Annotated in this window: 5 protein-coding genes; 3 read left to right on the forward strand and 2 right to left on the reverse strand. The window is 40.2% G+C overall.

The window, feature by feature from the left end; genetic code table 11:
- The first annotated feature begins 65 nt into the window (after positions 1-65).
- Positions 66-2,222 carry a 1,3-beta-galactosyl-N-acetylhexosamine phosphorylase gene (gene gnpA, locus GHD25_RS13780; protein WP_164217795.1) on the forward strand — a complete coding sequence of 719 codons (2,157 nt, stop codon included), beginning with the start codon at positions 66-68 and terminating at the stop codon, positions 2,220-2,222.
- Between the two features lie 176 nt (positions 2,223-2,398).
- Here the strand turns inward: gnpA and GHD25_RS13785 are convergent, their stop codons facing one another.
- Positions 2,399-4,486, reverse strand: coding sequence for an exo-alpha-sialidase (locus GHD25_RS13785; RefSeq protein WP_164217797.1), 2,088 nt, complete (start codon positions 4,484-4,486; stop codon positions 2,399-2,401).
- A 140-nt stretch (positions 4,487-4,626) separates the two neighbouring features.
- Positions 4,627-6,717: a DUF4091 domain-containing protein gene (locus GHD25_RS13790; protein ID WP_164217799.1), complete on the reverse strand. Its 2,091-nt coding sequence runs from the start codon at positions 6,715-6,717 to the stop codon at positions 4,627-4,629.
- A 1,184-nt stretch (positions 6,718-7,901) separates the two neighbouring features.
- On the opposite strand from GHD25_RS13790, the gene GHD25_RS13795 reads away from it, so the two are divergent.
- Positions 7,902-12,020: a discoidin domain-containing protein gene (locus GHD25_RS13795; RefSeq protein ID WP_240452369.1), complete on the forward strand. Its 4,119-nt coding sequence runs from the start codon at positions 7,902-7,904 to the stop codon at positions 12,018-12,020.
- Between the two features lie 363 nt (positions 12,021-12,383).
- Positions 12,384-13,121 (forward strand): GntR family transcriptional regulator, encoded by a 738-nt coding sequence (locus GHD25_RS13800; protein WP_164217801.1) that lies wholly within the window; start codon positions 12,384-12,386, stop codon positions 13,119-13,121.
- The last annotated feature ends 246 nt before the right edge of the window (positions 13,122-13,367 follow it).

Consider the following 13,367-nt stretch of genomic DNA (forward strand, 5'->3'; position numbering starts at 1 on the left):
TATCTAAAATGTCAGGCCGCAGGGCCATATAAAATAAATAGTGCAGTTTACAGGAGGAAATAGACATGGGTAAGGGACGGGTAACACTACCGGTTGAGGAAGGACTGGAGAAAGAAATTTCACATATAGCGGACAAATGGGGAGCGGATGCTGTCCGTGATTCCGACGGTACAAAAATTCCGGAAGAAGTTAAGTCGATAGCAGATAAAGTATATTCCAAATACTTTTTCACACGCGGGGATCAGGAATGGGCGAAAGCAAATCTTGATGAATTACAGCATATTTATCTGATGTCTGAAGCCGTTACAGCAAAATCAGAAGAAGTAACCATCCCCATTTTAAAAGGCTATTTTGATCAACAGGTTCAACCTGATACAGATCATGATCCAAAACAGTGGTGGGAAGTGATCAACCGTACAACAGGAAAAGCGGTGAGTCCGGAGCAGTGGAGTTATGATACGGAGACACAGGAAGTCATTTTGAAAAACGCGAATAAATGGCACTGCTATACAGTGAATTTTCTTGCCTATCAAATATGGGATCCTGTCCATATGTATAATCATATTACGAATAATTGGGATACTGAACATCACTTGCCATATGATCCAAGGTACCCTAAAACACGGGAATATATTTTGGAAAGGCTGAGAAACTGGCTGGATGACCATCCCGATACAGATGTTGTCAGGATTACGACTTTCTTTTATAATTTCACATTAGTCTTTAATGATTTGGCGGAGGAAAGATATGTTGATTGGCTGGGATACAGTACAACAGTCAGCCCGCTGGCATTAAAGGAGTTTGAAAAAGAAAAAGGCTATAAACTTCGTCCGGAAGATTTGGTTGACGAGGGCTATTATAATTCCCCTTTCAGAATACCAAGCAGGCAATTTTTGGATTGGATGGATTTCCAGCAAAAATTTGTCAGTGAACTGGCAAAAGAATGCGTGGATATTATTCACAGCTATGGTAAAGAAGCAATGATGTTCCTTGGAGATCACTGGGCGGGAACAGAGCCTTATGGTAAGTATTTTAAAAATATCGGCTTGGATGCGGTGGTCGGCTCTGTAGGGGACGGCACCACATTAAGAATGATTTCTGACATCCCGCATGTGAAGTATACAGAAGGACGTTTTTTGCCTTACTTTTTCCCTGATACGTTTAAAGAAGGCGGCAAGCCGGTTGAAGAGGCAAATCAAAACTGGATGCAGGCACGCAGAGCCATTTTAAGAAGCCCAATTCAGCGCATGGGGTATGGCGGTTATTTAAGCTTGGCTTTGGACTTTCCGGAGTTTGTGGAAAGAGTGGAAGAAATAACAGATGAATTCAGAAAGATTCACGATTATTCTAAAGGAACAGCATCTTATAAAGCCCCTTTTAAAGTAGCCATTCTAAACAGCTGGGGAAAAACGAAAACATGGATGAGCCATCATGTGCATCATGCAATCTGGTATAAACAAGTCTATTCCTATTACGGAATTCTGGAAAGCTTAAGCGGCATGCCTGTGGATGTGGAATTTATCAGTTTTGAAGATATAAAGCATCATGGCATCCCGGAAGATATTGGCGTGATTATTAATGCAGGTGATGCTGGTACGGCCTGGAGCGGCGGGGCAGCATGGAAGGATGAAAAAGTGGTCAGCACCCTTCGTGAATGGATCGACGCCGGCGGCGGTTTTATCGGTGCAGGGGAGCCAACGGCCATGGAACATCAGGGAGCATTTTTCCAGCTGGCAGATGTTTTAGGTGTTCAGAAAGAAATTGGCTTTAGTTTAAGTCTTGATAAATATAATACACTTCATGAGGGATCCCATTTCATTACAGAAGAACATAATGGACCGATTGATTTTGGGGAAAGCATGAAATACGTTTACCAATCAGATAGAAATACGGAAGTACTCGCAATGGAAGAAGGCGACGTAACACTTGCAGCACATCAATTCGGGCATGGACGTTCTGTTTACATGGCAGGTCTCCCTTACAGCCCCGAAAATACGAGATTGTTGTTAAGGGCGATTTTTTGGGCTGCATCACAGGAATCATTGATGAAGAACTGGTATACAACGAATATCCAAACTGAATGTGCAGCATATCCGGAAGCAGGTATGTTTGTTATTATTAATAATTCTTACGAACAGGAAGAGACGTCCGTTTATAAAGAAGACGGATCAAAGGTAGATGTAACCCTTGCCCCGATGGGATATAAATGGATGGAAATCTAAAATAAAACACCCTTTCATCCGGTAAAGTTGTTTGTAAAAAACTGCCGGATGGGGGTGTTTTAACTTTGGTGACTCATTAATCAATATCACCCTGAGCCGCAGGGACAGGTATGGTGACGCTGATCACTCCCCACTAAATAGGGAAGGGCAAAATCATAGATATATTGATATCAAACTCAATTCCACTTTTCTATCAGATAATCGGCGTTAACCATAAGGAAGTTATGGGTCTCTGTGGAAATCAATTTATTATCCTTTTGATAGTTAATTAACTTCTTCAAGCTATTCAGATGTTTAACAACTTTTTTATCCCTTTCCCGGGTTTCATAGTTATTAATGGCTTTAAGATGAATTTCCACTTTTCGATAAGCCTCCCGGGTTGAAAATTCTTCCTTATAATCAGGAAGTTTTTTCAGTAGCAGCTGTGTATTTCCGCCTTCATTCAGCCATTCCAAATTAAATTCAGCATAAGCAATGTAGTTGTTAGGCTGTGGTTCAAACAAGATGCCAATATTCCCGTTCTCTAAAACTGCCAAGCTGGAATATGCGAAAAAATTTTCATATCCTTGCGTATTAGCATATGGATTTGGCGTTAACTCCATTGAACGTTGCGCAACCCATATTACATCCCCATCTTCTTGTACTTCACCTAGTTCAACTACACCGTTTGTTCGTGAGGCATCATCCGGCTCACCTGTTGGGTGGGAAGTGATAACATATTGTTTATCTTCATGCATCCCGCCAACATAATCAAAATTTTCATCTGTAATACCTTCCATAGCTGAATCCGAAACCATTGGATACGTGATGAGTGACTTTTGAACTTGTACAGATTGTAAATCATTATAAAATTGCTCACCCCAAGTTTCGCCACCATTTTCACTAATCGAAACCGGCGTTTTCCCTTTACCCTGCTGTCTTCCAAACGACATGATTTTCCCGTTATAAAGCTCAATGAACTGCATTTCGTCAATGTTATTAATATAACCTTCATTACTTGAAGTTGCCCTATTCCAAGTCTCCCCATCATCATCACTATAGATTGCCGCACCCTTACCTAATGCATATACTGGCATGAGCAGTCGACTGTTTTTACTTGCATCTTCCTGATAGCTCAAATTAATTCCTGTCCCAGGTCCAAGACCTAAAAACGCACCATCCTCCGGTATTTTTACTTGAGGTGTAATATCGACTGGCTGTGACCATGTTTTTCCGAAGTCGCTGCTTCTTGTTACCCACAAACGTGATGTTACAACAGCTCTTAAAGGGGCAGGATTTGTTTCTACTTCTGGATATTTGGAGTATTCATTCCCATCCTTATCAGGTCCAACGATTCTTTTTTGCACAAATACAGGGTCATCAGCATTGAATTCGGGCTTATTATAGCTTAAATATATATTTCCTACATAGATATCATCCATACCTTCTGGTTGCCCACTTGGATCTTTGGGTATGAGTGGAGGGGCGGCAGTTATATAGTCAGGTTCCCCAACGGCATAATACATATCCCCCATCGTCTGGTATTGATAATTGGCTGAATGATTCGGAGGGATGTAATAGTTGGTTTTTTGGTTTTCACTATCATAAACCCAACCATTTTCCCGGACGGTATAAGCATTTCCTAAATCATCCATTTGGCCGTCCCCAACCTTTGAATCGCCATCATACAGAAGTAAATAGTCCTCTCCATCAATTTTTGTGTGTCCTGTACCGTTTTCTAACCATTGAGAAGCATGCAATCCTTTGCTTTCCGGCCACATATCCACCAGTAATACAATGTCACCGTTATCCGCCTGGACTGGAACGGGATCAATATAAAATGCAGCCCCCCAATCATCGAATGTTTGAGGTGCATCACGTACAGGCATACTGAGTATTGTATCGACGTTACTCCATGTCTTTCCATTATCCAAGCTGCGTCTGATTCCAATATTTAAATTTCCCCAGTCTGCACTATCATTGCCGACATGCGCCATTGAAAGAAGCACATCTTCATCATTTTCATCAGGTGTAATCCCTCTGAGAAGCGCAGGTATTCGAAAACCAAATCCATCATCCCCCATAACTTCCGGATTGCCAGTCAAGCTTTTATTGAGCACCATGTTTTCCGAAATGCTGGCGAACATTTTATAGTCTTCAGACCTGTACGGCTCCCTTTCATTTGTATCTGTGTCATCTTGTTGTTCTTCCTTCTCTGCATATACCGGAGCTGTTACGAAAAACAAACATAAAATAAATAAAAAAATGATTCTCTTAAATATCAAATTGACACATCCTTTTTTTAATCTCCAATGGTTACGTGTGTGTTCTATTCATGCTGTGAGGAAAGATGATCTAGTTCTCATACTCCATGAAGAAAATGAAGTATGAGAACCGGGCACGTGCTGCTGCTGGAGAAATGTACTTACTGCTCCCACTTATCAATTAAAGAATCTGCGTTTTCTCTCAGGGTGTGGTATGCCATCTCGGAAATAACACCATTATCGGATTGAAAATCAAGTAGTTGTTTAAACCCTTGTAAATGCTTGATTACCTTAGTTGCCTCTCCTCTACTTTCGAAATGACTGACAGACATTAAATGTAACTTCACTGTATGGCCAGCTAAAGTATTCCCAAATGCTCCGATTTCCTCAAACTGAGCAGCGATTTTCTTCATTTCTTCGGCATTCTTTGTAACCAATTCACCAATAATCATTTCCTTTGCGAGCTCAACATCAAGTACATTTTTCTCTCGTCCATCCCATTGTCTTGTAGCTAAATCTAACGCTTCTTCTATCACCTTACTGTCCTGGTTCTCCTCTTTGGCAATTTGAAGTAGTTCATAATCCTCGATCCCTTCTTTTAGCAGCTCCCAGCGTATACTTGACATCGGGCCCTTCTCTCCAGGATAGATGAAATACTCATCCCCTTGTGTAAAGGCATAAACTGGATTCTGGAAAATATCGTTCGGCCAGTTGTTATATGCCCAGCGTAAGAATCCATCTAAATTGCGATCTGCTGAAATCCAGGGCATCATTCGAGATTCCACTGCAGGTGAGAAAGATAGTGTGTTCGGGTGAGTATCGCCTGCCCATACATAATAGCTGGTTTCTTTACCACTTTCACGCCGCTCCTTAATCCATTCGTCTGATACTTGTGTTGAAGCATGAAAATCCAGGGATAAAATATTTGCATATGAATTAACATCAGTTGAACCAGCAACCTGGATCTGATCCAAAAACTCTGGCGCTTCTTCTCTAATTAAATCCATCACAGGTGACATCAAAGATGCCGGCCGCTCATCAAAAGCAATATACGTTTGGTCCATCCACCCATTTTCCTTAAGATGGTCAGTAAAATCATTCAAAAATGCCGTCCATGCTTCCGTCCAGATTGGAGTGCCTACATTCGTCACTTCTGTAACCATTTCGCCAGTCTCTTCATCCAGATAGGTTATTCGTTGATCTCCTCTGAAGTTTAGCATGGAATAAGCGTTGATATTCGGTCCTAATCCTGCTTCCAATCCCATTTCCACGTAACGGTCAAAGATGGAATAGTCAAAGCTCCAATCTTCACCATCATATTTCCATTTCACCATACTGTCATAACCTACTTGTGTCTGTGGTTCCCAGTTGTTCCATGCGACAGCCCATGGATGATGAATGACTGTTGTCGTGATCGCATTTTGTCCCCTATCAGCCAAGTCTGCAAAATACTTTTCAATTAATTCCCAGTGCGCCTCTGATTCCCATGGTTCCACATTGTATTCTTCGGCAATAGCATTAGGATTCATCCAAACATCCAAATTAAAATTATAATCTTCCGGCTTAGGGAGCTCAACATCATGAACAGTTAGCTGAAGATCATACGTAATGGTTTCATTGTTTTCAGATGAAAGGGTAATCTCTCCCTTATAGTTCCCAGGTTCAGCTGATTCTGGAATGTTGAAGGTAAACCAAATTGGCTGTGCTTCGTTATTGGGAACATCTATTTTTGATAACTCCAGCAATGGATCCGCAACAACCTCCTGCCCTTTTTTTCCTGAAACGGCTCTGCCGGCAACATCTTCAATGAGTGCTCCGCCAACCACTTCCCTTTTTTCTTTTACCGGAACATATCCTACATAGCGTATATCAATATTTTCTGAAGAAATTGCGGCACCGCTTTCATTTGTTATTTCACTAATGGAAGTGCTCAAGTTATTTATTTTTTGTGTGCTGGCTACTGCCAGTTGTGCTGAGACCTGTTCATTGCGTACTGAAGCCAATTGCAGATTCCGTTCATCTGCATCTCCAAGTATTTCGTCAGGAAACCGGGGTACTTTGACCAATGAAGATGTGGCAAAATCCCCTGTAGGGATCCACGTATTAATCCCTTCCTCCGGGAATATATTCTCGTCAGATGCCCCATCAGTGGTGGTCTCTTTAGCGATTCCCGGAGAAGGGATAAGACTTATCAATAACAATGATATTGCTGCTAAACTAATAATCTTGCTTTTTCTCGATAATGATATCATTCCTATTCACTCCTTAGTATGATTGATATCAGTCATATAGTACGAACTGTAACAAAGCTACTTATACAATTTTCACATCATATCATCCACCTTTTGAAATCTAGTCATGCTATTAAATTAAATAATGAAAAATTATACAAAATCCCCGGATAACCCTCCTTTTTTTGATACTTATTCCAGCACCTGATTATAAACTGAATGGTTATAACCAGTTTGGTGTCATATATTATAGTATTTGGTGAATAGTTAAAAGAGTACATCGGCTCATTAATAAATTACTATATTTTGAAGTTAATCAATAATTATGTAATTATTCACCAGCTAGTGAAATCCTTCCGTTTACAAGTCTTTAGCCAAGAGACAGCTCCTCTATTGGGAAGGACTTTTTACATATACCGTGACCAGTATCAAACGAATTATCATCTTAATTTATTGAAAAAAGGTAATAATTAAACAATAAGCATAAAAAATTTGACAACATCTATATAAATGAATCTTTAATGGGTAATTCTGACTTGTGATCTAGTTAGCAGCGATTCATGATGAGATCGTATTTGGTTTATTATTAGATACAAAAGAAGGATGAAAAGAAGATAATTTATGATTGTGAGACATATGGGCCGTGGATTTCTAGAGCAAAAGGGATTATTTTTTTATAAAAACGCAGCTGATAAAGTTATGTTCAGGAGATCATGCAGCTCACGTTAAATGGGATTCGACAGGACAATTATTAAGAAAACCTTGCTTATGTATTGACGGTTGGGACAAGATGCCGTCCACTTGGTCCATGTGGAGATTACACACATAGTAATGAGAGTTTTTCAACCGTTATGCAAAGGTTATAAAACCCCTCCGCAGTATTCAAAGCTTCAATTTGTATGTCAATCTTCCATTCTATTAGGTCATTTGGTATAGTGCATTTTATGCAAAACTGAAAAAGAAAGACTTTAAAAATGAGTAATTAGATGGGTTGACCCATCAACCTGACAACCATACAATGTGGATGAATGGTCGAAAAATTTAAACTATACATGGCTTTCAGTGGCAAATGATAAATAAAGTTTATATTTACCGCCATGGAAAGTAAAAAAAGAAAGGGAGTGAGGGATGGGCTGGAATGAATTTTTGTAGAGGATCTCAACTGGGTGATGCCTGAAGAAACTGAATATATTGTGGAGGTTAAAATGCAAAACACTACGAATAAACTCAGACGGCTAAAAAATATAACGAGTATGTTTATTATTGGTTATTTGCTATTAATGATAGCTGCCTCTGTAACCAAGGATGGAGACAGTGCAGCTGCAGCCGGAGAAGAAGGGGTAATTGGTGCAGTAGAAGATATTACGCAGGATGGAGACGATGTTTATATCGATTTATCTACAGGAGAAGGAATAAAGCTAACCTTTTTGAAGGAAAATCTTTTTCGATTTCATTTAGATCCGGAAAAAGAGTTTCCCGATTACCCGGAACCCAACAGCCCGGATCATGAAACCAAAATGGTTAATAAAAATGAAAGCGAATACAAACAGGAATATGGATCAATAGAAGTAAGTATGGAAGAGGATTCAGAATTTCACAAGGTAACTACGGAGGCAGTGGAATTAAGGATTGAAAAGGAAACATCATTAATGAGTTTATATGATAAAAAACAATCCAAGGTGCTTTGGGAAGAGGCTGCTCCGCTGAAATATGAGAATAATAATACAGTGCAAACACTCTCTACAAATGAAGATGAGTATTTTTATGGCGGCGGTCAGCAAAACGGTTATTACTCACATAAAAATGAATCGATAAATATTTCCGTAGGCGGCGGCTGGGATGCCGGTGCTGCATCAAGTCCTGTACCATTTTATTTAAGTACGGACGGATATGGTGTGATGCGTAATACTTTTAAGCCGGGATTCTATGATTTCTCTGCAACTGCTACATTTGAGCATGCTGAAGAACGATTCGATGCCTACTATTTCGTCGAAGATTCTATACCTGACATCATCAATGAATATACAGAATTAACAGGAAGCCCGGCACTTTTGCCAAAGTTTGCTTTTTATCTGGGGCATTTGGATTGCTTTAATGGCACACATAATGGACATGGGGATGAAAGAACGCTCATGGTTGATGGAATGAATTATTTAAACCGTTATGTCGGCAATGATATGCCTTTAGGCTGGTTTGCACCAAATGACGGTTATAGCTGCGGGTATGGCGGAGTGGATAACTTAGAAGAATTTGCTGATGCAGCAAAAGAGAAGAATGTAAAAACAGCTTTATGGACAGAGAGTACACTTGAACCAGATCCCAGTTTGCCGGAAGATGATCCACTGCGAAGAGACCTGGATGCAGAAGTGAAAGCGGGAACAAGAGGTATTAAAACAGATGTTGCCTGGGTCGGACCTGGTTATTCTATGGCTTTGGATGCTCAGCGCCTGGCTGCAGAAGGGATTGAAAAAGTGGAAAATTCAGGCGGTGCACGTCCTTTCGTAGTTTCATTGAATGGCTGGGCAGGCACACAAAGGTATGCAGGTCTATGGTCAGGCGACCAATATGGAGGTAACTGGGAATATATAAGAATGCATATCCCGACATATATTGGCGCAGGCTTATCAGGTAATCCGAATATCGGTTCAGATATGGACGGTATATTTGGCGGAGATGCAGTCATTCAAACGAGAGATTTTCAGTGGAAAGCCTTTACTCCGCTTCAGTTAGATATGGATGGCTGGGCTTCAAGCGGTGATGATTATACCCATGAGAAAAATCCTTGGAACTATGGCGAACCCTATGCATCTATTAATAGAATGTATTTGAAGCTGAAGGCACAAATGATGCCGTATAATTATACGATTGCTGAAGCGTCTGCGTCTGAATCAATGCCCATGGTAAGAGGAATGATGCTAGAGTACCCGGAAGATCCATATACGTATGGTACAGAAACACAGTACCAGTATATGTGGGGACCCAGTCTTTTAGTAGCTCCTGTTTATAAGGAAAGCGACCATGAAGCCGGGGTAAGGAATGAAATATATCTTCCGGATGAGGATCAGGTTTGGATAGACTACTTTACAGGTGAACAATATAACGGCGGTTCAGTGGTTCATCATGTCGAAGCCCCACTATGGAAGACGCCTGTTTTTGTAAAAGCAGGGGCGATTATACCGATGGCGCCGGAAAACAACTCACCTGATGAGTTGGATGGTACTGAAAATCGAATTTTCGATGTATACCCTTCAGGTGAATCAGCGTTCACCATGTATGAGGATGATGGCAAGAGCGTAGATTATAAAGATAATAAAAACATGAGAACGAAGATCACTTCAGCTGTTGAAGATGATATGGCTGTTATTACCGTTGATAAGGCAGAAGGAAACGGATATGATGGCATGGTTAAAGACAGAGGTACAGAATTCATCGTCAACACGCATCAGGAACCGGAAGATGTAACCGTGGTAATAGGGGATAGGGAAATCGAATTAACGGAAGTAGAAACAAATGAAGATTATGAAGCATCGGATAACGTATTTTTCTATAACGAAGCGCCGGATTTAAATCAATATTCTACAGAAGGCTCAGCGTTTGAAGAGACAGAAATAATTACGACACCAAAACTATATGTAAAAGCAGAAAAAGCAGATATCACTGAAAATGAGGTTGTTTTAACTGTCGATGGTTTTAATAATACACCGGAAGACGATGTAATTGATGACGAAATTCCTGAAACTCCGGCAAATTTGCGGGCTGATGAAGAGGAAGTTACTGCTGAGGAAATAAAATTGGAGTGGGATCAGGTGGAAGGGGAAAATGTACAATATGAATTGATGATAGACGGCATCGTTCACAGTAACGTTTTTGCCAACAAAGACGAAGACCCTTATTTTATCCACACTGATTTAAACTATGATACAGACTATACGTATCAAATAAGAGCGGTGAATACCAAAGGAGCTTCCGAATGGAGTGAAGAAGTAACAGTCAGAACCGACCTTGATCCTTTCAGGAATGTACCTGAAAATATGACTGCCACTGCAAGCAACTACCAGCCCGGCGAGGAACCCTGGAAAGCTGTAGATGGAGATGAAAATACGCAATGGCATAACGATTGGGGAGACTCAACGCTGCCGCACACATTTGAAATTGATATGCAGCTTGCTTATGATTTAGATAAATTTGAATACCTGCCAAGAGTGGATGCCGGGAACGGAACGATCCTGAAATATGATCTGGATGTCAGCTTGGATGGTAAAACATATAAAAATATTGTGAAGGACGGTACGTTTGAAAGAAGCAGCCAGCTTAAAACGATTGATTTTGATGAAACCGTACATGCAAGATATATAAAAATAACGATTACAGATAGTGTTGGCGGTTTCGGATCTGCCAGAGAGTTCCGTCCATATAAGAAAGATAAAACGGAAGGATGGGTTGTAGGGAAAAATATATCTGATGGAGCTGATGGAGAAATAGGCGAAGAGGATCTGAATTTCTTCGCGAGCTACATGGGTGTTGACGACACAGACAGTGCCTGGGACCAGGTAGTGAAAGGGGATATTAATTATAACGGAGTCATCGACGCCTATGATTTGATGTATGTAGCAAGTCATCTGGGAGATGAACCTCTGGAAGAAACCGGAAATACACTGGAAGGAGCGCTGGATCTCAGACCGAGTAAACAACAACTGGAACAAGGCGAAACGTTCACAGTAGACATTATTGGGAACGGCCTACAGGATATAAATGCATTTAGTTTGGAAATGACGCTGGATACGAGTAAATTCAAATTGGCAGAGGATGGGGTCCGTTCCACAGATGCCAGTGAACATATGTTAAACTACTCAAAACAAAATGGACAAAGAATAATGGCTGCGTTTTCGAATAAAGGTTCAAAATCCACATTGGAAGGTGATGAAATAGTAGCCACGATCACCCTGGAGGCAAGGGAAGATACCGAGTTTGATGCTTCCATTACAAGGTCGCTGCTTTTAAATACATCTTTTGATACGATGGATGAAATCGGGAATATATTAGAACCCGGCGATGGAGAAATTAGTGCAGCCCACATTAAATTACTGGTAGAAGCATTAGAAGAAGAAGGGGAATTTGAAGGCAGCGCTGCCCGTTCGCTAACGCTGCATTTGACAGCTGTTGGTCATTATGAAGGAACTGAAGAGGCAGGAAAAGTTGTTAAACATATGGAAGGGTTTAAATTATTACTGAATCATCAAAGGGATAGTCAATTGATTTCGGAAAAGGCGTTTCACACACTGGAAAGGAAGGCTGATGCTTTAATAGAGAAATGGGAGGAATAACACTCCATATGAATATTATTCCTATTCCTTCATCAGATACCCTTACACTCTAAAATAGGGAAAAGCATAAACAAGGGAACCTTAATTCGCAGTTATTTAAAGGTTCCCTTGTTTTTACAGTGAAAATGTTAAGGACCAGCACAGGATAAGGACGTCCAAGTAACCTGATACCATTATACTGTGACAAATACATTCATTGAGAGGTATATTTTATACCAATGCAATCTCAAAAAAACGTCATCATCCCCTGAATTTAATTACATTATTTTGAGTATTTTTATAGCTATCTGGTAGAATAATAGATGGATGATGGATACATATCTGTTTTACTTTTTTATCGTATAGAATAAGGAGAAGAATTGTATGGAAAAAATTCAATTGGATCCGTCTAGTTTTGTACCACTGTATCAGCAATTAAAAGAACATATTATTGAAAAAATAGATAAGAAAATATGGAAACCAGGGGAAAAAATCTATTCGGAAAACCAACTGTATAAAATATTTGGCGTAAGCAGAAATACTGCCATAAAAGCAATTGAAGATTTAGTACAGGAAGGGATTCTTTATCGTGTACAGGGGAAAGGGACGTTTGTCAGCCTGCCAAAAATAGAACAATCTTTATCCGCTTTTTATAGTTTTAGTCAAGTACTCAGCAAGAAGGGGCTCAAGCCAAAGGATATTGTGCTGGATGTAAAAATAATTGAAGCATCCCATAAAGTGGCAAAAGAATTAGAAATCGAAAAAGGAGATAAGGTGGTCGCTCTTCAGAGGTTAAGACATGCTAACGAAGAACCTATTATTCTAGAAACTTCCTATCTGCCAAAAAACATTATAGATGATGCAGACAAATTAAAGTTGGTAGGGTACACTCCGCTTTATGATATATTGAATATTCACTTTAACGTTGTAGTAAACACGGCGAAGGAAACCTTTGAACCGATTTTAATCCGTGAAGAAGAAAAACATCATCTTGAAGTAGAGGCGGGCTCCCCCGCGCTGTTATTGGAAAGAATTGCTTACGATACATCAAAAAGACCAGTAGAATTTTGTAAATCCATCGTACGCGGAGATCGCTGCAAATTTTATACCGAATTAATTTAGGGATCATGGTAGCCGATAATAAGGTGCGGGAGGATTGCTTCAGCACATTGGAACGATCCAGCTGCTGATACAGCAAATTTTGATCTGTAAGCAGGGCAGGGGGCATTGTGTAGCGATTCACCAACACGATAAAAACAATTCATCCATTTGAACAGCAGACTTATTACTTCCATGCCTGCGTGTCATATGAGAAAGCTTGAAAATTCCTGTCATGGGATTTTTCAAGCTTTTTTATGTTAGAAAGCG

It is taken from the genome of Virgibacillus aidingensis (assembly GCF_010994035.1).
In the GTDB taxonomy this organism is placed as follows: domain Bacteria; phylum Bacillota; class Bacilli; order Bacillales; family Amphibacillaceae; genus Virgibacillus_N.

What these genes read in the sequence shown, in the direction of transcription:
- gnpA (WP_164217795.1), top strand. Translation starts at nt 66, where the DNA reads ATGGGTAAGGGACGGGTAACACTACCGGTTGAGGAAGGACTGGAGAAA.
- GHD25_RS13790 (WP_164217799.1), bottom strand. Translation starts at nt 6,717, where the DNA reads ATGATATCATTATCGAGAAAAAGCAAGATTATTAGTTTAGCAGCAATA.
- GHD25_RS13795 (WP_240452369.1), top strand. Translation starts at nt 7,902, where the DNA reads ATGCAAAACACTACGAATAAACTCAGACGGCTAAAAAATATAACGAGT.
- GHD25_RS13800 (WP_164217801.1), top strand. Translation starts at nt 12,384, where the DNA reads ATGGAAAAAATTCAATTGGATCCGTCTAGTTTTGTACCACTGTATCAG.